Source organism: Actinomycetospora succinea (assembly GCF_004363095.1).
Classification (GTDB): Bacteria; Actinomycetota; Actinomycetes; order Mycobacteriales; family Pseudonocardiaceae; genus Actinomycetospora; species Actinomycetospora succinea.
In genome coordinates this window covers 792,352-814,463 of the sequence record NZ_SNYO01000003.1, presented here as the reverse complement: position 1 = coordinate 814,463, position 22,112 = coordinate 792,352, and the positions used below count along the sequence as shown (strand labels likewise).

Genomic DNA, 22,112 nt, shown 5'->3' with positions numbered 1-22,112 from the left:
GTTACCAACTACAACACTCGCCGAGCCCACTCCGCCCTCGGCGGCCGGCCACCAATCACCCGACTCGCGAGCTGACAACGTGCTGGGTCACGACATCTAGGCGCGCGAACTCCCCGTTCGTGGCCTCGATAGGGTCCGTTCGTGCTGCTCTCCGACGGCGACATCCGCGCCGAGATCGCGGCCGGGCGCGTCGGGCTCGACCCGTTCGACGCCACGCTGCTGCAGCCCTCGAGCGTCGACCTGCGCCTCGACCGGCACTTTCGGACGTTCAACAACCACGCCTACACGCACATCGACCCGTCACTGCAGCAGGACGACCTGACGCGCATGGTCGAGCCGGCGCCGGACGAGGCGTTCGTGCTGCACCCCGGCGAGTTCGTGCTGGGCTCGACGTACGAGGTCATCACGCTGCCCGACGATGTGGCCGGGCGCCTCGAAGGAAAGAGCAGTTTGGGGCGTTTGGGGCTCTTGACCCATTCCACCGCCGGCTTCATCGACCCCGGCTTCTCCGGCCACGTGACGCTCGAGCTGTCGAACGTCGCGAACCTGCCGATCCGGCTCTGGCCGGGCATGAAGGTCGGGCAGCTGTGCCTGTTCCGGCTCTCGTCGCCCGCCGAGCACCCGTACGGCTCGCCGGTCTACGGCTCGCGCTACCAGGACCAGCGGGGCCCGACGCCGTCGCGCTCGTACGTCAACTTCCGCCGCGGCCTGCCCCCGGAAAGCCCCTAATCGACGAGCCCGCCGGCGCGGTGCACGCGGTTGCGGCCGGCGTTCTTCGCCGAGTACAGCGCCCGGTCGGCCTCGCTGAGCAGCGCCTCGCCGTCGCCGGCGTGCTCCGGGAGCCCGGCGACGCCGAACGACGCCGTCACCAGCTGCTTGTCGCCGCGCCGGAAGTCCTCCTCGACGCGCGTGCGCAGGCGCTCGGCGAGCTTCGCCGCGTCGTCCGGCCCGCCGCGCGTGACGAGGATGGCGAACTCCTCGCCGCCGTAGCGGTAGGCGGTCTCGCCGTCGCGCATCGCGGTCCGCAGCGTCGAGGCGACCTCCTGGAGCACGACGTCGCCCTGCTGGTGGCCGTAGCGGTCGTTGAGCTCCTTGAAGTGGTCGAGGTCGAGCATGATCACCGACATCGGCGACGAGTGCCGCTTCGCGTTCGCGACCGCCGCATCTAAGTCCGCGCCCAGCCGGCGGCGGTTGGCGAGCTGCGTGAGCGGGTCGAACTGCGAGAGGCGCTCGGTGGCGGCGTGCAGGCGGCTGGCCTCGATCGCGGAGCCGGACAGCGTCGCGAGCATCTCCACCGCGGACAGGCGCTGGCCGTCGACCTCGCCGTCGGGCGAGTCGTAGCACTCGAGGATGCCGATCACCCGCGCACCGACGACCAGCGGGACCGCCACGGCGGCGTCCTCACCGGTGTCGGGGTCGCCGCGCGAGATCTGGCCGTAGCGCGCCGAGCGCCCGACCACGCCGACCCCCAGGTTGCAGTGGGTCTCCATCGGGGACACCGCGCCGCGGTCGGAGTCGTAGGCGAGCTCGAGGCCGTTGCCGTCCTCCTCGAGCAGCCACAGCAGCACGCGCCCGTCGGTGACCGCGACGGCGGCCTGGACCGTGGAGTCGATGACGTAGCGGGTGTTGAGACTGCCCGCGATCTCGCGGGTCATGATCAGGATGGTGCGCAGGCGGTCGGTCTGCGACTGCAGGCGCTCAGCCTGGGCCGCGGCCTCCTCGCGCTGGCGGCGCAGCGCGACGGTCATGTCCGCGAGGCCGTCGCGCAGGGCCACGAGCTCGGCGGACCCCGTCACCGGCTCCGGGGGCGTCAGCCGGCCCTCGCCGATGCCGCGCACGGAGGCGAGCAGCCCGTCGACGGGCGTGACGACGTGCTTCTGCAGCCGCGAGCGGCCCCGGAGCGCGACGACGAGCGTGCCGGCGCCGATCAGGGCGATGAGCACGCCGATCACCCACTGCGCCGCGATGGCGTCGGCGTCGGCGGTCTCGATGGCGTCGAGGACGTCGACGCGGGTGGCGTCCTTGCGGGCGCGGTAGTCGTCGAAGAGCGCCGTGCCCTGTTTCAGGAAGGTCTCGGCGCCCCCGGGCGGCGGCAGGCGACGGGCCTGGTCGGCCCACTCGGTGCGCCAGCGCTGCTGGGCGAGCAGGAGGGCCAGCACGTCCTGGCGGAGCTGCGGCTCCTCGAGGAGGTTGACCATCTGGCTGTCGGCCGCCGCGAGGCGCGGGGCGGCGTCGGTCGCGCTGTCGGCGAAGAACTGGTCACCGGTCGCGAGGTAGCCCCGCAGCGAAGCGTCGGTGTCGAGCATCGCCTGGTGGGAGTCCTCGAGCGCGAGGAGCCCGTCCTGCAGCCGCTGGTCCGCCGGGGCGGACACGGCCACGGACCAGACCAGCCGGAAAACGACGAGCAGCACGATGAGGAGGGCAGCAATCGACACCGTGAGGCCCAGCCGCTGGACCTCGTGGATCAGTCTCGGTGCTCGCCTCACCGACCCCCGCCCTCCTGGTGCGCCGTCTGTCCACCAGGACCATCAGGCTTGCGGTGCATGACGTTAGCCGGGAGCGGGTAATTACCTCTACTTTTCGTGCCCTCCTCATCACTGAGTGATGATGATGGGCCGGCTCGTCGCTGTCGGTGACCTTCGTCAGGCGGACAGCGTGCGGTGCGTCGGCAGGCGCACGACCCGGGGGCCGGTGCCCGGCTCGGGACGCTCCCGCACGAGGCGGTGCGCGGCCGCCGCGGCCCGCACGTGCTCCGGCTCGACCTCGGGCGCGTCCTGGGTGGCGACGAGCGCGGCGATGGCCGCCTGGTTCGCGGCCTCCAGCGCGGACCCGTTCTCGACGGGCACCGCGACCACCGGCACGCCGCGCCACACGGCCACCTGGGTGGCCGCGAGCGCGGTGGACGACCCGCCGCGCACGAGCACGACGGCCGGGACGTCGTCGGCGACGAGGGCGTCGAGCCGCGGCAGCATCGCCGCGACCTCCGCGACGGGGCCGGCGTCGGGCGTCTCGACGAGCAGCACGCGCCCGGCGAGGGCGCCGAGGTCGTCGAGCACCTCGTCGACCGCCATCGGGTCGGGCCCGGTGGCGACGAGGACGGGGCGCACCTCGGGATCGCGCTCACCGAGCGGGGCGAGGGCGTTCGCGTCCTCGGTGGACGCGACGATGACGAACATCTCCGGAAGGGAGCGCTCGTGCTGCTCACGGGCAGTCATGGCGTCCTCCTCCCCGGTGGTCTCCGATGGCATGTCGCTGACCAGCCAACACGACGGGCAGCCCCAGCAGGAGTGGCAGTTCGCGGATCTACCCTGTCGACCTAACGCGATGTCACGCAGCGTGCGATCTTTCCGCACTCGACTTGTGATCCCACCGTGATCGAGCGGTGAACCACATCGGTGTGATTGCGCCCCGCGCCGGATCGAACGACCCCGGACCAGCCCCTCCGTCCGTCCGGACGGGCGCCGTGTAGGCTTCGGAGGCAACGCGCGAGTGTAGTTCAATGGTAGAACATCAGCTTCCCAAGCTGAATACGCGGGTTCGATTCCCGTCACTCGCTCCACGCCTGTTCTCGCAGGTCAACGGCCCGCTCACCGATTACTCGGGGCGGGCCGTCGTCGTTCGGGAAGTCCGTTGCGTCCTCGCCCGGTCCGCCACCACGCTGCCCGCGTGATCGTGCGACGTGAACGCCCCGAGGACGTCCCGGCGGTGCGCGCCGTGGTCGCCGCCGCGTTCGACGGCGGGGGTGACGGCGGCGGTGACGGCGGCGGTGACGGCGGCGGTGACGGCGCGGACATGATCCCCGTCGAGGTCGGTCTGCTCGACCGCCTGCGGGAGGACGTGGGCTGGATCCCGGGGTTCTCGCTCGTCGCCGAGCAGGACGGCGAGGTCGTCGGGCACGTCGTCGCCACCCGCGGCGCGGCCGGCGACCGGCCCGCCCTCGGGGTCGGACCGGTCGCCGTGCGCCCCGACCGGCAGGGCCGCGGCGTCGGCACCGCGCTGCTGCACGCGCTGCTGGGCGCGGCCGAGAGCCGGGACGAGGAGCTCGTCGTGCTCCTCGGCGAGCCCGGGTTCTACGGACGCTTCGGGTTCGTTCCGGCCGCCGAGCACGGCGTCGACGCCCCCGACCCGGCGTGGGGTCCGTCCTTCCAGGCCCGCGCGTTCACGCCGGACGCCCCGCGCGGCCCGTTCCGCTACGCCGCACCCTTCGCCGGGCTCTGAGACCCGACCACCAGAGCCGCGATGCGCGGTCCCTCCGGCCCGTCGGCGATGAGGTAGCTCGCCCGGAAGTCCGCGATCACGGTGGCGTCCGCGGTGAGGCGCAGGAAGCGCCCCTCGTGGCGCGCACAGCTGTCGTTGAGCAGCACCGTCTGGGCGTCCTCGACGACGGTGCGGTCGAACCCGGCGTGGCGCAGCGCCTCGACCTGGCCTCGGATCACGCCGACCACCTGGTCGCTCGCGTGCAGCCAGCCGCTCGCCCCGGGGGCGCTCAGCAGCATCGGGACGCCGTAGAAGTCGAGGATCGCCTCGACGTCGTCGCGGTCCCCGCGCCCGAGGGCGACGAACAGGTCGAGGTAGGCGTCGAACCACGTGGTGACGTCGCTGGTGTCCACGGGTCCGCATCCTGCCGCGACGTGACTACTCCGCCAGCAGCTCGTCCAGCTTCTCGTAGCCCTCGTTGACGCCGATCTCCATGCCGCTGGCGATCATGCCGTCGCGGGCCTCGATCGACTCGAACAGCGACAGTCCCTCGAGACGCGTCCGGCCGCCGCCGAGGTCGGTCAGGGTCATCGTCTCCAGGGTCACCGAGTCGGGGAAGCCCTCGTAGGTGAAGGTCTGGACGATGCGCTCGCTCGGCCGGACCTCGTGGAACGAGCCGAAGAACGTGTACTCGCCGTCGGAGTCCCGATGGGTGTACCGGTACGAGCCGCCGGTGCGGGCGTCGTAGGTGTCGATCTCCATCGTCAGGTCGCGCGGCCCGAGCCAGCGCTTGACGAGGTCGGGGTCGACGTGGGCGCGGAAGACGTTCTCGCGCGGGGCGTCGAACTCGCGGGTGATGACGACGGTCGGCGCCGCGGGGTCGGCGGTGATCGTGGTCTCGCGGGTCGTGGTGCTCATCAGGATGCTCCTCGTTCACGATCGGTCGGGGACTGCTGGTCGGCGTCCATCTCGGCGAGCACGTCGTCGAGACGGCGATAGCGCTCCTCCGCCTGGCGCCGGTATCGCTCGATCCACTTGGTCATCAGGTCGAAGACCTCCGCCTCGAGGTGGACCGGCCGGCGTTGCGCCTCGCGCGTGCGGGTGACGAGCCCGGCCTCCTCCAGCACCTTGAGGTGCTTGGACACCGCCTGGACGCTGACGTCGTACGGCTCGGCGAGCTCGTTGACGCCCGCGTCGGCATCGGCCAGGCGCGCCACCATGTCGCGCCGGATGGGATCGGCGAGGGCCGAGAACACCCGGGAGAGCTGGTCGTCCACGCTCACTCACTCCTTGCTCAACCTTGCGGTTGATGAGAACGATAGCCGCGGCGTCGCGCTTGTTCAACCCCTGGGTTGAGTTAGACGTGTGAGAGGAACCAGCGGGTCGAGTCGTCCCAGGCCTCCGTGTCGCCGAAGTGGTCGCGCAGCCCGATGAGGAAGGCGGTCAGGTGCAGCGCGCGCAGCCGGGCGTACGTCGCGAAGGCCGGGACGTCGCCGTAGCCCGCCGCGACCGCCGCCCGCCCGTCGTCGTCCCAGCCGAACATCCCGAGGTCCCAGCCGACCGGACCCCGGCAGGCCTCCTCGAAGTCGATCCACACCGGACCGGCCGCCCCGACGACGAGGTTGCCCGGGTTCACGTCGCCGTGCAGCGGCTGGACCGGCGCCGCCGGGCACCGGGCCTCCGGCAGCAGCTCGTCGGCGGCCTCGCGCAGGCGCGCCTCCTCGTCGGGCGTGAGCAGGCCGGGGTGGCGGGCCAGGGCGTCGAGGCCGGCGGTGATGTCGTCGGCGACCGGCTCGAGCCCGGGCAGCGCGTCCGGGAACGCCGCGAGCCCCTCGTGCAGCTCGCGCAGCATCCGCGCCTGCGCGGCGGGGGCGACGGGGTCGGCGCCTGGGTCGGGCTCGACCCACGTCCAGAAGCTGAGGTGGTGGCCGTCCTGGGCGTGCGGGCCCGGCGGGACCTCGGCGCTGGGCGGGGCCACCGGCACGCCGTGCTCGTGGAGCCACGCCCCGACCGCGAGGTCGCTCGTGATCCGGGAGACCGGCTCGCGCAGATCGGTGGTCCACGTCGGGACGCGCACGACGACCGGCGCGGGCCGCAGGTGCAGCACCACCGAGAACACGTCGCCGAGCAGGACGGGGTCGTCCGCGGGCAGGCCGAACCGGCGGGCGGCGGCCAGGGCGGCCTCCCGGGCGGCCTGCGACCGGGCGGCGCGGCGTTCGGCCGGGGTGGACGTCACGCACCGCACGCTAGTGAGCGGACGGCCCGGCGAGGACCGAGGATGCCGACATGACCGACGGCGCGTCCACGATCGACCCCGAGCTGGCGGCGGCGATCTCCCGGTTGGAGACCGACGGCTGGCTGCCCCTGTGGCGCGACGACGTGGCCGAGGCGCGGCGGAACTACCGCGAGCTGGCGCTGATCCGGCGCGGCGACGCCGCGGCGGTCGGCGCGGTGCACGACGACGTGGTGACCGGGCCGGACGCCGACGTCGCCGTGCGGATCTACGAGCCCGCCGGCGAGCAGCGGGCGATCACGGTGGTCTGGCTGCACGGCGGCGGCTGGGTGCTCGGCGACCTCGACACGGCCGACGGCGCCGCCCGCCGCGTGTGCACGCACCTCGGGGCGACGGTCGTCTCGGTCGACTACCGCCTCGCCCCCGAGCACCCGCACCCCGCGCCCGTCACCGACGCCCACACGGCGCTGCGCTGGGCGGCGACGCTGCGGCCGTCGGACCGCCTCGTGATCGGCGGCGACAGCGCGGGCGCCGGGCTCGCGGCCGGCGCCGCCCTGCTGGCCCGCGACTGGGGCCCGCGCCTCGACGCCCAGCTGCTGCTCTACCCCGGTCTCGACCCCGCGATGGGCTCGCCGTCGATCGACGGGAACGCCGACGGCCCGTTCCTCACCCGCGCCGACCTGGCGTGGTTCTGGGGCCACTACGCGCCCGAGCCCGGTCTGCGCGACGACCCGGCGCTCGCGCCGCTGACCGACCCCGAGGGCCTCGACGGCGTCGCCCCGGCCGTCGTCGCCACCGCGGAGCTCGACCCGCTGCGCGACGAGGGCCGGGCCTACGCGGACGCGCTCGAGGCGGCGGGCGTCGCCGTCCGCCGGCCGGAGGGCGCGCACCTGGTGCACGGGTACTTCGGGCTGGCCGCGGCGTCGGCGGCGGCACGGGCGGAGGGCGACCGCGCCCTCGACGCGCTGGCCGAGCTGCTGGCCGCCTGAGGCGTCCGACACGCGCGACCCGCCCGACGACCGCTCGGTGCGCTGAAGGGTTCCCGGCCCCGAACGGCCGCCGACCTCGCCGGACGACCGACCGCCCGCCGCCCGGACGACCGTTCGCCGTCCCCGGACGCCCGCCCACGGTCATGCCCCGGAACGCCTCGGCAACCCCGGGCCGCCCGGCGAACCTCTCGGCGCCACGGACACGCGAATCCGCCCCGATCGAGACCTCGAGGACGGGGAGGGGCGTGCCGGGGCCGTCGCGGACCCCGCTATGTTTCGACCCGTCCGATCACGGAATGGTCACGGCGACGGCTCCCCCTCGTACCGCCGGCCATCTGTCCCGACGACGAGGAGGTGATGGTGAGCCGTCACGGAGTAGGTGACCCCGACACCGTCCCGTTCTCCCTCAGCGGTACCCCGACCACGCGGCGCGCAACCCGGTCCTCGTCCCGGACGGGATCGATCCTGGTCGCCGCGGTCGCCGCCGGTGCTGTCCTCCCGGCGATCCAGACGCTCGACACGCACGTCGCCGACGCCGAGGCCCCGACGGGCCCGGACCCCGCGACCGCCTCGCTCGCCCTCGCCGCGCAGCACCAGGCCGCCCCCGCCCGCCCCGCCCTCGGCGGCGTGGCCTCGGTCAGCCCCATCTCGATGCCCGCGACCGCGGCCACCGCCCGCACCGCGAGCACGTCCGGCTCCGACGACGAGCCCAGCGCCGGCGACGAGAACGACGTCACCTCGCTGATCAAGTCGATGAGCGTCACGCGCGAGAACGGACCGCTGAAGTTCGGCACGCCCTACGAGGCAGGCAACGAGCGGACCCTCGACGGCCAGATCGCCAAGGCGCTCGGGCTCATGGGCCTGCCGCAGCGACTGGCGCCCGGCGTCAAGAAGATCATCATGCGGGAGTCGACGGGCCGCGCGAACGCGGTCAACGACTGGGACTCCAACGCCTCGGCCGGCACGCCGTCGAAGGGGCTCATGCAGCTCATCGACACGACGTTCCGCAACGCCGTGCTCCCCGAGCTCGCGGACCGCGGCATCTTCGACCCGGTCGCCAACATCACGGCCGGCGTCCGCACGATGATCGCCAACCACAGCATCGACGACGTCGAGGCCGGTGGCCTGCGCAATTCCTCGGGCAACTACATCGGCTACGGCGGCGCGGCCATCCCCGACGACGGCCTCGGCCGGGCGGACTGAGCGCACCCGTCCCGGCGCGGGTAAGCCGGTGACATGAGCGAACGAACCTGGCTGATCACCGGCGCCTCGCGCGGGCTCGGCCGCGCCCTCGCCGAGACCGTGCTGGAGGCGGGCGACCGCGTGGTCGCCACCGCGCGCGACGCCGGCAGCCTCGACGACCTCACCGCGGAGCACGGCGACCGCCTGCTCGCCCGCGACCTCGACGTCACCGACCGGGACGCGGTGTTCGCGGTGACCAACCAGGTCGCCGCCGAGACCGGGCGGATCGACGTGCTCGTCGCCAACGCCGGCTACGGCCTCGCGGGCGGCGTCGAGGAGGTCACCGAGGACGAGGCGCGCCGGCAGGTCGAGGTGAACCTCTTCGGCGCGCTGTGGTCGATGCAGGCCGTGCTCCCGACGATGCGGGCCCAGCGCCGCGGCCACATCCTGCCGATCTCGAGCATCGGCGGCGTCGGCGCCTTCCCGAACACCGGGCTGTACCACGCGACCAAGTGGGGCCTCGAGGGCATGGCGGAGTCGCTGGCCCAGGAGGTCGGGCCGTTCGACGTCAAGGTCACGATCGTCGAGCCGGGCCCGTTCCGCACCGACTGGAACGGCGGCAGCATGGTCCGCGCGACGCCGATGCACGCCTACGACGACGTGCTCGGGCCCCGCCGGCAGGCGATGGACGGCTCGCAGGCGTTCACGCAGCCCGGCGACCCCCGCCGCGCCGGCGAGGCGATGATCCGCGTCGTCTCCTCGGACGACCCCCCGCGGCGCCTGCTGCTCGGCGAGTTCGCCGCCGACCTCGCCCCGACGCTCTGGCAGGGCCGCATCGACGAAGCCGCGCGGTGGCGCGACGTCTCGGTCGGCGCGGACTTCCCGGCCGGCGAGCGCTAGCCGGCGATCGCCGCGGCGAGCTTGCGCATCGCCGACGCCGCGCTCCGGGTGACCGTGGGCCCGAGGACGGCGAGGCTGGAGAGCAGCGCCGCCGCCTCGGGCAGATCGAAGCGGACGGGCGCGGGGGCCGCGACGCGGGCGAGGCTCACCCCGCCGCCGCGCCCGGGATGCGCGCTGATCGGGACGCCGCTGTCGCGGAGGCGCTCGACGTCGCGGGCCAGGGTGCGCGCCGAGACGCCGAGGTCACGGGCGAGGTCGGCGATCCGCAGCCGGGCGCCGTGGGCGGCGTGCAGGCGCTCGATGACCGTCTGCTGGCGCTCGACCCGGCGCAGCGCCAGGTGGCCGTCACGCGACGCGGCGGCGAGGTCCACGACCGGAGATCGTGCCAGAACACGACACAGGCGTGTCCGGTTCCGTTCCTACCGTCGCCGCCATGACCGACACCGTCGAGAGCTTCTTCGCCCGCTACGCCGCGGCCCTGCTCGCCCGCGACGAGCAGGCCGTCGCGGACCTGTACGCCGTGCCCGCGCTCGTCCTCTTCCCCGGCACCTCGATCGCGGTCACCGACGCCGCGCAGACCGCGGCGTTCTTCGCGTCGTCGTGGGCGCAGTACGAGGGCACCGACGCCTCCGACCCCACGATCACCGTGATGGGCGAGGGGCCGGTCGGCGTGTGGGCGGACGTCACCTGGGACCACGGGCACGGCCCGGCCGAGCGCTTCTGCTACCAGCTCGTGGCGGGTGAGGACGGCTACCGGATCGCCGTCCTCACCCTCCTCGACCTGCCGAGCTAGACCCCTAGACGTCCGGGCCCTTCTGCAGCACCGGGCGCAGGGTGTCGAGCACGCTCGCGTCGTCGATCGTCGACGGCACGGCCTCGTCCTTGCCGTCGGCGATCCCGCGCATGGTCTTGCGCAGCACCTTGCCCGAGCGGGTCTTGGGCAGGGCCGGGACGACGGCGACGTTCTTGAACGACGCGACGGCGCCGACCTCGTCGCGGACCATCTTCACGAGCTCCGCCGAGAGCTCGGCCTCGTCGCGCTCGACGCCGGCCTTGAGCACGACGAACCCGCGCGGGACCTGACCCTTCATCGCGTCGTGGACGCCGATGACGGCGCACTCGGCGACGTCCTGGTGCCCGGAGAGCACCTCCTCCATCGACCCGGTCGACAGGCGGTGGCCGGCGACGTTGATGACGTCGTCGGTGCGGCCCATGACGTAGAGGTAGCCGTCCTCGTCGAGGTAGCCGCCGTCGCCGGTGAGGTAGTAGCCCTCGTAGCGCGACATGTACGACTCGCGGAAGCGCTCGTCGTCCTGCCACAGCGTCTGCAGGCAGCCGGGCGGCAGCGGGAGCTTGATCGTGATCGCGCCCTCCTCGCCGTGCGGCAGCACGGTGCCGTCGACGTCGAGGATCTCCACCTGGTATCCCGGCACGACCACCGACGGCGAGCCGGCCTTGAGCTCCATCGGCTCGAGCCCGCGCAGGTTGGCGGCGATCGGCCAGCCCGTCTCGGTCTGCCACCAGTGGTCGACCACCGGCACACCCAGCTTCTCCGACGCCCACGTCCACGTCTCGGGGTCGAGGCGCTCGCCGGCGAGGAAGAGCGTCTGGAGGCTGGAGATGTCGTAGTCGCGCAGGAGGACCGCGTCCGGGTCCTCCTTCTTGATGCCGCGGAACGCGGTCGGCGCGGTGAAGAGCGCCTTGACGCCGTGCTCCTGGACCACGCGCCAGAACTGCCCGGCGTCGGGCGTGCCGATCGGCTTGCCCTCGTAGAGCACGGTCGTCGCCCCGGTGAGCAGGGGCGCGTAGACGATGTAGGAGTGCCCGACGACCCAGCCGACGTCGGAGGCGGTGAACATGACCTCGCCGGGCCCGACGTCGTAGATGTTCTCCATCGACCAGCGCAGGGCGACCGCGTGGCCGCCGTTGTCGCGCTGGACGCCCTTGGGCTTGCCGGTGGTGCCCGAGGTGTAGAGGACGTAGAGCGGGTCGGTGGCCGCCACCGGCACGCACTCGGTGGGCTCGGCGTCCTGCACGGCCTGCGCCCAGTCGACGTCGCGCTCGCCCATCTCGGCCGCGTACTGCGGGCGCTGGAAGACGATCGAGGGACCGGGGTCGTGCGAGGCCAGGTCGATGGCCTTGTCGAGCAGCGGCTTGTACTCGATGACGCGCTTGCCCTCGATGCCGCACGACGCGCTGACGATCGCCGACGGCTTCGCGTCGTCGATCCGCACGGCCAGCTCGCGGGCGGCGAACCCGCCGAAGACCACCGAGTGGATCGCGCCGAGGCGCGCGCAGGCGAGCATCGCGACGGCCGCCTCGGGGATCATCGGCATGTAGATGATGACGCGGTCGCCCTTGCCGACGCCCTGGGCGCGCAGCACGCCCGCGAAGGCGGCGACGCGGTCGCGCAGCTCGCGGTAGGTGAAGCGCTGGCGGTCGTCGGTGACGGGCGAGTCGTGGATCAGGGCGACCTGGTCGCCGCGCCCGGCGTCGACGTGGCGGTCGAGGGCGTTGTGGCAGGTGTTCAGCTCGCCGCCGACGAACCACTGAGAGAACGGCAGCTGCGACGCGTCGACGATCGTCTCGGGCTCGCGGTACCAGTCGATGAGGCCGGCGGCCTCGCGCCAGAAGCCGTCGGGGTCGTTGATGCTCCGGTCGTATGCCTGCCGGTACTCGCCACTCATGGCCCGGACACTAACCACGCGCCGGGACCCCGCGCACTGCCCGATCGGTCTCACCGATCGTCCCGTTGCGGAAAGTTCCGTAGCCTGACGACATGGCGCGCGTGACCCCGGACCTGAGCTTCCTGCTGGACAAGACGAGCGAGTCGCTCGCGGCCCGGATGACCACCGCGCTCGCCGACCTCGGGCTCACCGCGCGCCAGTACTGCGTGCTCGACAAGGCGTCGACGGGCGGCCGCACCCAGGGCCAGATCGCCGAGGATGCCCTGCTCGACAAGACCACCATGGTCACGACGCTCGACGGTCTCGAACGCGCGGGGCTCGCGCGGCGCGTGCCGTCGCCGACCGACCGGCGCGCCCGCCTCGTGGAGACCACGGCCGAGGGGGAGGCGCTCGTCGGACGCGCCGCCACCGTGATCCAAGGGCTCTACGACGAGGTGCTCGGCGTGCTCGGGGCCGACCGCGACGCCGTGGTGGCCGGGCTGACCCGCCTCGTGGAGGGCCCGCTGGCCGGGGACGTGGACGTCCGGCCACCGCGACGGTCGTCCCGAACGTGACCGGTCGTCTCGGGATAGTTCTGAAATAGACGTTCTGCTACGGTCGGACCATGCTGCTCGCCGACCGCACCCGCCCCGCGTCCCCCTGGGTCGCGCTCGCGGTGCTCAGCACGTCCATGCTCATGATCATCTTGGACGGGACGATCGTCAGCGTCGCCCTGCCCGCCCTTCGCGACGACCTGGGCTTCTCCGCCACCGGGCTGTCGTGGACCGTCAACGCCTACCTCGTCCCGCTGGGCGGGCTGCTCCTGCTCGCGGGGCGCCTCGGCGACCTCGTCGGACGCCGCCGGATGCTCGTCGCGGGCCTCGTCCTGTTCACGCTCGCGTCGCTGGCGTGCGGGCTCGCGACCGGGCCGGCGATGCTCGTCGCCGCCCGCGCCGGGCAGGGTGTCGCCGCGGCGCTGGCGTCGTCGGTGGTGCTGGGGATGGTGGTGGCGCTGTTCCCCGAGGGCTCCGATCGCGCGCGGGCGCTCGGCGCCTACGCGTTCGTCGGGGCCGCCGGGGCGTCGCTCGGCCTGCTGCTGGGCGGCGTGCTCACCGAGGCCGTGGGCTGGCGCGCGATCTTCCTGGTCAACGTGCCGATCGGGGTCGTGGCCGTGGTCCTGGCGCTGCGGGTGCTGGCTCCCGATCCCGCCCGTGTCCCCGGGACACGCCCCGACCTGCTCGGCGCCGCCCTCGTGACGCTGGGGCTGGCGTCGCTGGTGTTCGGGATCGTGGAGACCTCCTGGGTCGCCGCCGTGGCCGCGGTCGCCCTGCTCGGCGGGTTCGCACTGCGCCAGGCCCGGGCCGCCGCGCCGCTGGTGCCGCCCGCGGTGCTGCGCTCGCGGTCGGTGTCGTTCGGCAACCTCGCGCAGGTGCTCACGGTGGCCGCGATGATGGGCTTCCAGTTCGCCACCGCACTGTTCCTGCAGCAGGTGCTCGGCTACTCGCCGGGCGAGACGGGCCTGGCGATGCTGCCGGTGGCGGCGGTGATCGGGGTGGTCGCGCTGCGCTTCGCGGGTCCCGTGATCGCCCGGTTCACGGCGCGCCGGGTGCTGCTCGCGGGGCTGGGGCTGCTGTTGGCGGGGTTCGCGGTGCTGGTGGGCGTGCCCGCCACCGACTACGTCACCCAGCTCCTCCCGGCGCTCCTGCTGCTCGGCCTCGGTGCCGGGCTGGTCATGCCCTCGGTGACGTCGGTGGTCATGAGCGACGCCGACGCCGACACGGCGGGCCTCACCTCGGGGCTCGCGAACACCGGCCAGCAGGTCGGCGGCGCGATCGGGATCGCGGTGCTCGCGGCGGTCGCGGCGGCGAGCGGCTTCCGCGCCGCCTATCTCGTCGCCGGCGTCCTCGTCCTCGCGGCCGCCCTCGTCGTGGCCCTCGCCCTCCCACGTGAGCGGTTGTCCACGCCATAGGGGCAGGAACCACTCACATACGGACCTTGCCGGCCACGCGCCGGGCCCCGGCGAGCACGGCGCCGGGGTCGACGCGCGTCGGGATGCCGTCGGCGAGCACCGGCTCGCCGGCCACCCACACGTCGCGCACGCCCCGCGACCCGCTGGCCCACACGAGGTTCGAGACCAGCTGGTCGTCGTCGTCCGGGTCGACGAACGCCGGGTCGTCGACGCGCACGTGCACCAGGTCCGCCCAGGCGCCCGGCGCGAGGACGCCGAGGTCGTCGCGACCCAGCGCGCGGGCGCCCTCGCGGGTGGCCATCGCGAGCGCGCCGGCCGCGGTCAGGGCGGTCGCGTCGGCGCCGCGCTGGCGGGCGAACAGCGAGGCGAGGCGCTGCTCCTCCCAGAGGTCGAGGTCGTCGTTCGAGGCGGGCGAGTCGGTGCCCAGGCCCGTCCGGATGCCCGCCGCGCGCAGGTCGGCGAGCCGGGCGACACCGGCGGCGAGCTTGGCGTTCGACCCCGGGCAATGGGCCACGGCGACGTCGTGGCGGGCGAGGATCGCGACGTCGTCGTCGGAGAGCTGGATGGCGTGCGCGGCGAGCACCCGTCCGCCCAACGACCCCGTCGCCTCCAGCATCGCCGGCACCGACCCGAACTCGGCGCGCACCGCGTCGTCCTCGCCCGGCGCCTCGGCCACGTGCAGGTGCATCAGCGCGCCGCGCTCCTTCGCGAGCGCGGCCGTGCTGACGATCGCCTCGGTCGGCAGCGTGTACGCCGAGTGCGGGCCGTAGCCCAGCTCGACGCGCTCGCCCGGCCCGAACCGCAGCCCGTCCGCGTCGATCCACCGGGTGATCGCGTCGCGCATCTGCTCCCAGGTGCCGAGACGCTCCATGCCGGGCGCCGTGATGATCCCCGGCGTCAGCACCACCCGGGACCCGATCTCGAGCACCGCGTCGACCAGGTTCTCGCTCTGGAAGTACATCTCGGTCGACGTGGTGACGCCGCCGCGCAGCATCTCCGCGGTGCCCGCGAGCATCCCGTCGCGCACGTCCGCGGGCCCCAGCTTGGCCTCGGCGGGCCAGACGACCTCGGTGAGCCAGCGCATCAGCGGCAGGTCGCCGCCCTTGCCGCGCAGCACGGTCAGCGGGGTGTGGGCGTGGGTGTTGACCAGGCCCGGCATCAGGAGGCCAGTCACCTGCTGGATCACCGCCTCGGTCGCCGGCGCGTCCGCGCTCGGCCCGACGAACGCGATCCGCCCGTCCTCGCCGACGTCGACCACCGCGTCGCGCAGGACGGTCGTGGGCTCGTCGCAGGGCAGGACGATCGGGGCGTGGAAGCGGCGTGCGGTCGTCACGGGCCCAGTCTCACACCGCCCGGTGCTCCTGGTCGGGGTAGGGACGACCCCACCCCGGACGGGCGCCTGCCCGCTGTCCGCCCCGTCGGGCACGGCGGAGTGTGGCCCGCATGTCGAACCTCGCGGTCCCCCGTCCCGTGCGTGCCGCGGTCGTCGTGTGGCTGGTCGCCGTCGGCGCCGGGGTCGCCGAGACCCTCGTCCACCTCGCCCTGCCGGACCCTCCCGGGCCGGCCGCGCTCCTCAAGCGCGCGGTGGTCTCCGCCGGGGTGGTCATCCTCGTGCTCGCCCTGCCCGAGGGGCGCAACATCGTGCGGTGGACGCTCGCCGTGCTGTTCGGGCTGCTGGGCATCGCGGTGCTGGTCGTCGAGCCGATCACCTGGCTGGCGGCCGGGGAGCTCCCCGCCGGGCAGCTCGCCGTCGCCGTCCTGCGGGCGCTCCACCTCGCGGCCCTCGTCGTCGCCCTCGTCCTGATGTTCCGGCCCGCGGCGAACGCGTTCTTCAGGAGCGCGCGGCGAGTGACGCCAGCGTCCGGAGCTGGCGTCGCATCATGACCAGGTCACCCCACGCCAGCAGCCACCGCAGGAGCGCTCCGCGACGCGTGCCGTCGACGGCCACCGTCGCGACGAGCCGGGAGCCCGCCGGGTGCGCCGCGACGGCGTAGGTGACCGCGAACTCCGCGACCGGCCCCCGCCCACGCCGCGCCCGCCGCAGCGTCAGGTGCTCGCCCGGGACGACCGAGTCGACGACGAACAGCACGAGCAGCCGCTGGCCCACGTGGACGTCGTCGGCACCCGGCGTGAGGGTGCGGGGACTGCGTCTCCCGAGGTTGTCGATCAGGTCGTAGCTGTAGGGCGCCACGGTCAGCTGGCACACCCACCGCCACAGGACGTCCGGCGACGCCGCGGACGTGACGCCGCGCGTCCAGCGCGCCCGCGGTGCGGCGACGAGCGCATCGGCCGGGGTGCGGCGCGCCCGTTCAGCAGGCGTCGTGCCCCAGTGGACCGGGAGCGTCCTACCGCTCCAGCAGCGAACGCAGGGAGCGCAGAGGCGGCAGCCAGGCGCCGGTGTCGGGCAGCGTGTCGAGGCTGACGCGCGGCAGCGGCTCGCGGAACACGCCCTCGATGTCCTCGAGGTCGAGGAAGTCGACGATGTCCGAGGCCACCGCGAACGCGGCGTACTCGCGGAACCCGATCACGGTGACCGTGACGCCGGCCGCGACGAGGTCCTCGAGCGGCTCGCGGAACGCGCGCCCGTCGCCGGAGGCCACGACGACGTGGGTGAGGCCGCCCTCGACGCGGCGCGCCTCGATGTGGGCGAGCATGTCCTCGTCGACGTCCGAGTCGTCGGCGACCTTGGGCTTCGCGAACACCGCGAAGCCGACGTTGCGCAGCGCCTCGACCCACGGCCGGACGATCTCCGTCGAGCCGGGGACGACGTTGGTGAACACCGTCGCCTCGGCGAGCCCGTCGGGGCCGGCCTCGGAGAGCAGCCAGCGCCCGACCGCGTCGAACCGCGGGCGGAACGCCGACGTCGGGCGCGTGCCGAGCAGCGAGCCGAGGCTCATGTCGATGTTCGGGGCGTCCCAGACGAGCAGCGTGCGGCTCGGCGGGGGCTCCACGGACCCCTGCTCGGTGCTCGTCTCCTCGACCTCGCCGCCGGTCAGCGCGGTGGGCGGGGTGGCCAGGTCGGCGGGTGAGGGGGACGGCGACACGGGGCAAACTCTAACCGCCCGCCGCCGGACGCGACGCGTGCTCAGGGGGAGCCCCCTTCCGGCGCCGTCCGCGCCAGGAGGAGATCCCTGCTCGGGCGTCCCTCCTGCTCCGCGCGGGACTCGAACTTGGTGCGCGGACGCCACTCCGGCCGCGGCGCGAAACCGCCGTGGGGGTTCTCCAGCAGCGGCTCGGCGTCGGTCACCTCGAGCATCCAGTCCGCGTAGTCGGCGATGTCGGTGGCGAGGTGCAGCGTCGCGCCGGGCGCGAGCCGGGAGGCCATCAGCGCGACGGTGGCGGGCTGGACGATGCGGCGCTTGTGGTGGCGGCGCTTCGGCCACGGGTCCGGGTAGTAGACGCGCAGGCCGGCGAGCGAACCGGGGGCGACGAGCTCCTCGAGCACCACCAGGGCGTCGCCGCGCAGCAGGCGCAGGTTGGTGAGCTCCCGGTCCTCGATGCGCAGGAGGAGCTGCCCGAGGCCGGGCGGGTAGACCTCGACGGCGACGTGGTCGGCGTCGGGCTCGGCGGCGGCGAGTGCCGCGGTGGTCTCGCCCATCCCCGAGCCGATCTCGAGGCGCAGCGGCGCCGCGCGGCCGAACCACGCGGGGGCGTCGAGCAGGCCGTCGCGCACGGGCGGGGGCGGGCCCTCGCCCCGCCCGTCGACACCGCGGTCGAAGCCGGGGGCGACGGCGCCGTAGCGCGACCAGAGCCGGTCCCAGGCGCGCTGCTGGCCGGCGGTCATCCGCCCGCCGCGGTCGGTGAAGCTCAGGATCGAGCGTCGCCGGACGTCCCCGTCGGACGTCGACAGCGTGTCGTGCTCGGGCCCCACCACCCCCCGATCTTCACACGGGATCGGGGCGGGCTCAGGAGCGGCTGGACGGCCGGCGCAGCGGGACCAGGGTCGCGCGGTCGGGGGTGATCCGGATGCGGACGGCCGCGGCGGGGATGCCGAGTGCCGCGCCCACGAGGCGGCGGGCGGCGGCGTGCGCGTCGGCGAGGCGGTCGACGACGACCTGCTGGCCGCCCGGGCCGAACCGCAGCGTCCACCCGGTGGAGCCGAACGTCGCCGTCACGGCGTGCACGACGTCGGCGAGCCGGGGCATCGGCATCGTCAGCGGCTCGGCGGCTGCACGCGCCGGGCGGCGGGTCAACGGGACGAGGGTCACACCCGCACATCGCCCCGGTCTCGGAGCGGGTTAGCCGGGAAGCGAAGGATCGCCCGGTCGGGGGATCGGACGTGCTCGGACGTCCTCGGTGGACGGCTCGATCAGGACGACGATGAGCCGGACGGGGGACCGCCCTCGATGACCTGCTGGCGCGGGGCCTGCCGGGCGCGTCGGGCGTCCTCGTACTTCTGGGTCATCTGCGACTCGACCGACTCGTCGTGACGACGGCTGCGCACGCGCGCGAGGAGCAGCAGCGTGAGGCCGTGGAGGATGCCGAGCACGAGCATCACGCCGCCGAGCTGGGTGACGACGATCTGCACCGTGCCCTGGACGTCGAACGGGCGGAACGTCGAGATCAGCGCGAGGAAGCCCAGCGCGATGAGGTGGAACAGGACGCCGAGGAGGCGGTTGGTCGAGACCGCGACCTCCTCGGAGTCGAAGACGTCGCGCAGGAACCCGATCCCGGACCGCATGAGGATCTGACCCACGACCAGGGTGAGGATCGCGCCGATGACGACGATCGCCAGGTACGTGCCGGTGTCGAGCACGAGCGCTTCCCCTCCCGAGTGACGGTTCGTGAGCAGTCTCCCCTGACGGGCGATCACGCGAAACCCTCGCGACCTGCGCAACCGGGCCCTGTGTGACGGGTGAGGCGCCTACTCTGCGACGACTGTGGGCCCTCTGCGCAGCGCTGTCGTCGCGACATGCCGTGCGCTGGCGCCGCGGGTGGCGCTGCCCACGGCCGACGAGGTCGAGGCGATCGCAGCCCGGATGCTCGCCACGCCCTCGCTCGTCGTGGCCGGCCCGGTCTCGTCGGGGAAGTCGACGCTGGTCAACGCCCTGGTCGGGCGACGGGTCGCGCCCACCGGCGCGGGCGAGTGCACGGGCCTGACGGCCCACTACGTCCGCGGGCCGGTCGACCGGCTCGACGTCGTCCTCGTCGACGGCACCCGCCGGCCGCTGCCGCTGGCCGCCGGCGGGCGGGTGCCGGCCGCGGTCGGCGACCGGCTGGGCGTGCGCCCCGAGGACGTCGACCACCTGGTGGTCACCCTGACGAGTGCCGCGCTCGACGGGCTCACGGTGATCGACACCCCGGGCACCGGCTCGGCGCGGCGCCCGGCCGGACCCACGGGCGGCGCGCACGCGGACGCCGCGCTCGTGGTGCTGCCCGCGACGGCGCACCCCGGTGACCTCGACGTCCTCCCCGGTCCGGCCACCCACGGGCCCGCCGGGGTGGTGGCGGTGCTGGGCCGGGCGGACACCGTCGGCCCCGACGACGGCCGCGAACTGGCCGTCGACCTCGGCCGCCGCCTCGGCGACCGCGTCGGGCCGGTGACGCCGGTGATCGGGCTGCTCGCCGAGACGGCGGTGACGGGCGCGCTGCGCACCGAGGACGTCGGTGCGCTGCGGCTGCTCGCCGGCGCCGACCCGGCGGTGCTCGAGGTCGCGCTGCTCGACGCGGAGCTCTTCACCACCGCCGAGCTGCCCCTGCCCGCCGACGCCCGGGTGCGGCTGCTCGAGCTGCTCGACCTGCGCGGTCTCGCGCTCGGGCTCGCCCTGCTGCGGGCCGACGCGTCGGCCGGGGTCGGCGAGCTCTGCGACGCGCTGCTCGCCGCGTCCGGCCTCGCGAACCTGGTCGGGCGGCTGCACGACGAGGTCCGCGCCCGCACCGACCTTCATGCCGCGTGGGCGGGTCTCCGCGACCTCGGCGCGCTCGCCGACCGCCGGGCCCGGGCGGAGGCCGCGGACGAGGCACCCGGCGGCGAGGGCACGCGGATCGCCGACGCCGCCGGCTCGCTCGCCCGCCGGGAGGCCTTCGCCGACCGCGCGCTGCTCGCCGCCCGCGCCCGCCTGCGGGCCGGCGCGCTCGGCATGCCCGCGGAGCTGCGCGACGAGGTCGACCGGCTCGCCGCGCCCGGCCCGCCCGACGTCCGGATGGCGCACCCCGGCGCGCACCCGGTCGAGCTCGCCGGCCACGCCGCCCGGCGGGCGGCCTGGTGGCGGGCGTACGGGGCCTGGGGCGCGCCGCGACGGATCGGCGACCTCGCCCACGTCGTGCACCGCACCTACGTGCGGCTGTGGCGGGAGCTGACGGCGTGAGCTCCCCTCGAGACGTCCCCGCCGAGGTCGCGCGGACCCGCGAGGCGCTGACCACCCTGCTCGCCCGCCTCGACCCCGACGCCGCCGCCCGGGCCGCCGCGCCGGCACCCCCGGCCCGGCCGACCGTGGCGCTCGTCGGCGCCCCGGGCCGCGGCCGCGGGGAGCTGCTGGCGGCGCTGCTCGGGATCGACGCGGTGCCGGAGCGCGGCCCCGACGGCGCGGTCCGCGCCACCCACGAGCGCGTGGGTGTGCCCCTGCTCGAGGAGCTCGACCTCGTCCTGCCGCCGCGCCGGGACGACCCGGGGACGTGGCCGGTCGACGGGGCGACGGCCGCGCTGGTGCTCGCGGACGCCGCCGCGCCGCTGGGCACCGAGGAGCTCGAGGCGCTCGCGCGCGCCGCCGACCGGGTCGACACCGTGGTCTTCGCCCTCACCCACACCGAGGCGCACCGGGGCTGGCGCACCGTGCTGGAGGCCGACCGGGCGCTGGTGGCCGGGCACGTGCCGCGCCTCGCTGACGCGCCGTGGTTCCCGGTCTCGGCCGCCCTGGCGCGACGCGCTCACGATCGTGATCCGGGCGGCGCCGAGACCCTGCGCCGGCGCTCCGGTCTCGCCGCCCTGCAGCGCGAGCTGCACCGGCTGGTCGCGCGCCGCCGCCGGATGCTCGGCGAGGCCAACGCGCTGCGCCTGCTCGCCGGCGCGCTCGACGGGGTCGCCGCGCGGGCCGAGGCGACCCGGTCGGCGCTGCGCGCCCCGGCCGGCGGGGACCTCGCCCGCCGGCGCGACGAGCTGCTCGCCGCCCGGTCCTCGCTGCGCCGCGATCACCACACCCGCTGGCGCTCGGACCTCGCCGCCGCCCGGGTCGCGGCGACCGACGACCTCGCCGCCCGCGTGCGCGCGCTCGGCGTGGCGGTGCGCGCCCGGATCGACGATGCCGACCGGGCAGGGCTCGCGGCCGTGCCCCGGGAGCTCGCGGGCGAGGTCGAGGCGCTCGCCGCCGACGTCGTCACCGGGCTCGGCGCGCGGCTGCGGGAGCTGGTGGCGGCGACGCTCGCCGACCTCGTGCCCGCCGGCGAGCTGCCGTCGTTGCGGGTCGCGGAGCTCGGCGAGCCCGCGCTCGTGCCCGCGCCGCGGACCCGCCCGGCCGAGGACCGGCTGCTCGTGGTCGCCGGCGCGTCGGGCGGGCTCGGGCTCTCCCGCCTCGCGCTGCTGCCGTTGCTCGCCGTGCCGATCGCGCCGGCCGCGCTGGGCGCGGCGCTGGTGCCCGTGTCGGTGGGGCTCGGGCTGGGCGCGGCGGGCTGGGTGGCGCGCGCCCGCCGGCTGGCCGCCGACCGCGCGCACCTGCGCCAGTGGTCGGTCGAGGCGCTCGCCGAGGTGCGCGGCGACCTCGAGCGGGTGCTCGCCGACGCGCTGATCACCACCGAGCGGGAGGTCACGCTCGCCCTCGACGCCGCGCTCGAGGACCGGGCGCGCGACCTCGACGACGCGCTCGCCGCCGTGCGCCTCGCAGGCACCGACCGTGCCGAGGCCGACCGGGCCGCCGCGCGCACCGCCGCCGAGGCGCGCGAGGGCCGCGACCGGGCGGAGACGCTGCTGCGCCGGCTCGCCGAGCTGCGGGACAGGGTGGATGTGCCCGAACCGCACCCACGGGCCGCGCCGGCGACCTAGC

Annotated in this window: 25 protein-coding genes and 1 tRNA gene; 12 read left to right on the top strand and 14 right to left on the bottom strand. The window is 74.9% G+C overall.

What is annotated here, in order from left to right; genetic code table 11:
* Positions 1-141: 141 nt before the first annotated feature.
* Positions 142-729, top strand: coding sequence for a dCTP deaminase (dcd, locus tag EV188_RS15130; RefSeq protein ID WP_133827049.1), 588 nt, complete (start codon positions 142-144; stop codon positions 727-729).
* Here the strand turns inward: dcd and EV188_RS15125 are convergent.
* Complete coding sequence (locus tag EV188_RS15125; protein ID WP_166659896.1) at positions 726-2,486, bottom strand: diguanylate cyclase domain-containing protein; 1,761 nt, start codon at positions 2,484-2,486, stop codon at positions 726-728. The two genes, dcd and EV188_RS15125, sit on opposite strands and share 4 nt — an antisense overlap.
* Positions 2,487-2,642: 156 nt before the next feature.
* On the bottom strand, positions 2,643-3,215 hold the full coding sequence (locus EV188_RS31600; protein ID WP_166659895.1) for a UDP-N-acetyl glucosamine 2-epimerase: 573 nt from the start codon (positions 3,213-3,215) through the stop codon (positions 2,643-2,645).
* Between the two features lie 270 nt (positions 3,216-3,485).
* On the opposite strand from EV188_RS31600, the gene EV188_RS15115 reads away from it, so the two are divergent.
* Together EV188_RS15115 and EV188_RS15110 are read left to right on the top strand one after the other, a co-directional pair.
* Positions 3,486-3,559, top strand: a tRNA-Gly gene (locus EV188_RS15115).
* A 107-nt stretch (positions 3,560-3,666) separates the two neighbouring features.
* Positions 3,667-4,218: a GNAT family N-acetyltransferase gene (locus tag EV188_RS15110; RefSeq protein ID WP_133827047.1), complete on the top strand. Its 552-nt coding sequence runs from the start codon at positions 3,667-3,669 to the stop codon at positions 4,216-4,218.
* Here EV188_RS15110 and EV188_RS15105 read toward each other — a convergent pair.
* The 4 genes from EV188_RS15105 to EV188_RS15090 form a co-directional block, all read right to left on the bottom strand.
* The gene (locus tag EV188_RS15105) at positions 4,191-4,610 is read right to left on the bottom strand and encodes a DUF6841 family protein (protein WP_133827046.1); all 420 of its coding nucleotides are present in this window, start codon (positions 4,608-4,610) and stop codon (positions 4,191-4,193) included. The genes EV188_RS15110 and EV188_RS15105 overlap by 28 nt on opposite strands.
* Before the next feature lie 25 nt (positions 4,611-4,635).
* Entirely contained in the window at positions 4,636-5,115 is a 480-nt protein-coding gene (locus EV188_RS15100) for an SRPBCC family protein (protein ID WP_133827045.1), read from the bottom strand.
* Entirely contained in the window at positions 5,115-5,474 is a 360-nt protein-coding gene (locus EV188_RS15095) for an ArsR/SmtB family transcription factor (RefSeq protein ID WP_133827044.1), read from the bottom strand. The genes EV188_RS15100 and EV188_RS15095 overlap by 1 nt, the downstream gene beginning before the upstream one ends.
* A gap of 80 nt (positions 5,475-5,554) precedes the next feature.
* Positions 5,555-6,433 (bottom strand): aminoglycoside phosphotransferase family protein, encoded by an 879-nt coding sequence (locus tag EV188_RS15090; RefSeq protein ID WP_133827043.1) that lies wholly within the window; start codon positions 6,431-6,433, stop codon positions 5,555-5,557.
* A gap of 50 nt (positions 6,434-6,483) precedes the next feature.
* Here EV188_RS15090 and EV188_RS15085 point away from each other — a divergent pair, with 50 nt between their 5' ends.
* The 3 genes from EV188_RS15085 (at position 6,484) to EV188_RS15075 (ending at position 9,501) form a co-directional block, all read left to right on the top strand.
* Positions 6,484-7,419 carry an alpha/beta hydrolase gene (locus EV188_RS15085; protein WP_133827042.1) on the top strand — a complete coding sequence of 312 codons (936 nt, stop codon included), beginning with the start codon at positions 6,484-6,486 and terminating at the stop codon, positions 7,417-7,419.
* A gap of 360 nt (positions 7,420-7,779) precedes the next feature.
* Entirely contained in the window at positions 7,780-8,622 is an 843-nt protein-coding gene (locus tag EV188_RS15080; protein ID WP_243741701.1) for a transglycosylase SLT domain-containing protein, read from the top strand.
* 33 nt (positions 8,623-8,655) lie between these two features.
* Entirely contained in the window at positions 8,656-9,501 is an 846-nt protein-coding gene (locus EV188_RS15075; protein WP_133827041.1) for an oxidoreductase, read from the top strand.
* Here EV188_RS15075 and EV188_RS15070 read toward each other — a convergent pair.
* A complete protein-coding gene (locus tag EV188_RS15070; protein WP_243741700.1) occupies positions 9,498-9,872 on the bottom strand; it encodes a helix-turn-helix transcriptional regulator in 375 nt (124 codons plus the stop codon). The genes EV188_RS15075 and EV188_RS15070 overlap by 4 nt on opposite strands.
* Positions 9,873-9,934: 62 nt before the next feature.
* On the opposite strand from EV188_RS15070, the gene EV188_RS15065 reads away from it, so the two are divergent.
* Positions 9,935-10,294 (top strand): hypothetical protein, encoded by a 360-nt coding sequence (locus tag EV188_RS15065; protein ID WP_133827039.1) that lies wholly within the window; start codon positions 9,935-9,937, stop codon positions 10,292-10,294.
* A 4-nt stretch (positions 10,295-10,298) separates the two neighbouring features.
* On the opposite strand, the gene EV188_RS15060 is transcribed toward EV188_RS15065, so the two are convergent.
* Positions 10,299-12,188 carry a propionyl-CoA synthetase gene (locus tag EV188_RS15060; protein WP_133827038.1) on the bottom strand — a complete coding sequence of 630 codons (1,890 nt, stop codon included), beginning with the start codon at positions 12,186-12,188 and terminating at the stop codon, positions 10,299-10,301.
* 92 nt (positions 12,189-12,280) lie between these two features.
* On the opposite strand from EV188_RS15060, the gene EV188_RS15055 reads away from it, so the two are divergent.
* Both EV188_RS15055 and EV188_RS15050 read left to right on the top strand, forming a co-directional pair.
* Positions 12,281-12,742, top strand: a complete 462-nt coding sequence (locus EV188_RS15055; RefSeq protein ID WP_133827037.1) for a MarR family winged helix-turn-helix transcriptional regulator — start codon at positions 12,281-12,283, stop codon at positions 12,740-12,742.
* A gap of 50 nt (positions 12,743-12,792) precedes the next feature.
* Entirely contained in the window at positions 12,793-14,136 is a 1,344-nt protein-coding gene (locus tag EV188_RS15050) for an MFS transporter (RefSeq protein ID WP_133827036.1), read from the top strand.
* A 13-nt stretch (positions 14,137-14,149) separates the two neighbouring features.
* On the opposite strand, the gene EV188_RS15045 is transcribed toward EV188_RS15050, so the two are convergent.
* A complete protein-coding gene (locus EV188_RS15045) occupies positions 14,150-15,469 on the bottom strand; it encodes an amidohydrolase family protein (protein ID WP_133827035.1) in 1,320 nt (439 codons plus the stop codon).
* A gap of 110 nt (positions 15,470-15,579) precedes the next feature.
* Between EV188_RS15045 and EV188_RS15040 the strand changes: the two genes are divergently transcribed.
* Positions 15,580-16,020, top strand: a complete 441-nt coding sequence (locus tag EV188_RS15040) for a hypothetical protein (RefSeq protein WP_133827034.1) — start codon at positions 15,580-15,582, stop codon at positions 16,018-16,020.
* On the opposite strand, the gene EV188_RS15035 is transcribed toward EV188_RS15040, so the two are convergent.
* From EV188_RS15035 to EV188_RS15015, 5 genes are all read right to left on the bottom strand, one after another.
* A complete protein-coding gene (locus tag EV188_RS15035; protein WP_133827033.1) occupies positions 15,968-16,342 on the bottom strand; it encodes an SRPBCC family protein in 375 nt (124 codons plus the stop codon). The two genes, EV188_RS15040 and EV188_RS15035, sit on opposite strands and share 53 nt — an antisense overlap.
* Before the next feature lie 139 nt (positions 16,343-16,481).
* Positions 16,482-17,180, bottom strand: a complete 699-nt coding sequence (locus tag EV188_RS15030; RefSeq protein ID WP_166659894.1) for an NYN domain-containing protein — start codon at positions 17,178-17,180, stop codon at positions 16,482-16,484.
* Between the two features lie 41 nt (positions 17,181-17,221).
* Positions 17,222-17,920: a tRNA (guanosine(46)-N7)-methyltransferase TrmB gene (gene trmB / locus EV188_RS15025; RefSeq protein WP_243741724.1), complete on the bottom strand. Its 699-nt coding sequence runs from the start codon at positions 17,918-17,920 to the stop codon at positions 17,222-17,224.
* Positions 17,921-18,041: 121 nt separating this feature from the next.
* Positions 18,042-18,329, bottom strand: coding sequence for a hypothetical protein (locus tag EV188_RS15020; RefSeq protein ID WP_166659893.1), 288 nt, complete (start codon positions 18,327-18,329; stop codon positions 18,042-18,044).
* A 116-nt stretch (positions 18,330-18,445) separates the two neighbouring features.
* Entirely contained in the window at positions 18,446-18,892 is a 447-nt protein-coding gene (locus tag EV188_RS15015; protein WP_133827031.1) for a hypothetical protein, read from the bottom strand.
* A 178-nt stretch (positions 18,893-19,070) separates the two neighbouring features.
* On the opposite strand from EV188_RS15015, the gene EV188_RS15010 reads away from it, so the two are divergent.
* Both EV188_RS15010 and EV188_RS15005 read left to right on the top strand, forming a co-directional pair.
* Positions 19,071-20,444 (top strand): dynamin family protein, encoded by a 1,374-nt coding sequence (locus EV188_RS15010; protein ID WP_133827030.1) that lies wholly within the window; start codon positions 19,071-19,073, stop codon positions 20,442-20,444.
* Positions 20,441-22,111, top strand: a complete 1,671-nt coding sequence (locus EV188_RS15005; RefSeq protein WP_133827029.1) for a dynamin — start codon at positions 20,441-20,443, stop codon at positions 22,109-22,111. Before EV188_RS15010 ends, EV188_RS15005 begins: the two co-directional genes overlap by 4 nt.
* Position 22,112: the final 1 nt, after the last annotated feature.

Excerpts from the sequence above, each read along its gene's own strand:
- EV188_RS15085 (WP_133827042.1), top strand. The coding sequence starts at position 6,484 with ATGACCGACGGCGCGTCCACGATCGACCCCGAGCTGGCGGCGGCGATC.
- EV188_RS15100 (WP_133827045.1), bottom strand. The coding sequence starts at position 5,115 with ATGAGCACCACGACCCGCGAGACCACGATCACCGCCGACCCCGCGGCG.
- EV188_RS15055 (WP_133827037.1), top strand. The coding sequence starts at position 12,281 with ATGGCGCGCGTGACCCCGGACCTGAGCTTCCTGCTGGACAAGACGAGC.
- EV188_RS31600 (WP_166659895.1), bottom strand. The coding sequence starts at position 3,215 with ATGACTGCCCGTGAGCAGCACGAGCGCTCCCTTCCGGAGATGTTCGTC.
- EV188_RS15065 (WP_133827039.1), top strand. The coding sequence starts at position 9,935 with ATGACCGACACCGTCGAGAGCTTCTTCGCCCGCTACGCCGCGGCCCTG.
- trmB (WP_243741724.1), bottom strand. The coding sequence starts at position 17,920 with ATGACCGCCGGCCAGCAGCGCGCCTGGGACCGGCTCTGGTCGCGCTAC.
- EV188_RS15050 (WP_133827036.1), top strand. The coding sequence starts at position 12,793 with ATGCTGCTCGCCGACCGCACCCGCCCCGCGTCCCCCTGGGTCGCGCTC.
- EV188_RS15075 (WP_133827041.1), top strand. The coding sequence starts at position 8,656 with ATGAGCGAACGAACCTGGCTGATCACCGGCGCCTCGCGCGGGCTCGGC.
- EV188_RS15060 (WP_133827038.1), bottom strand. The coding sequence starts at position 12,188 with ATGAGTGGCGAGTACCGGCAGGCATACGACCGGAGCATCAACGACCCC.
- EV188_RS15040 (WP_133827034.1), top strand. The coding sequence starts at position 15,580 with ATGTCGAACCTCGCGGTCCCCCGTCCCGTGCGTGCCGCGGTCGTCGTG.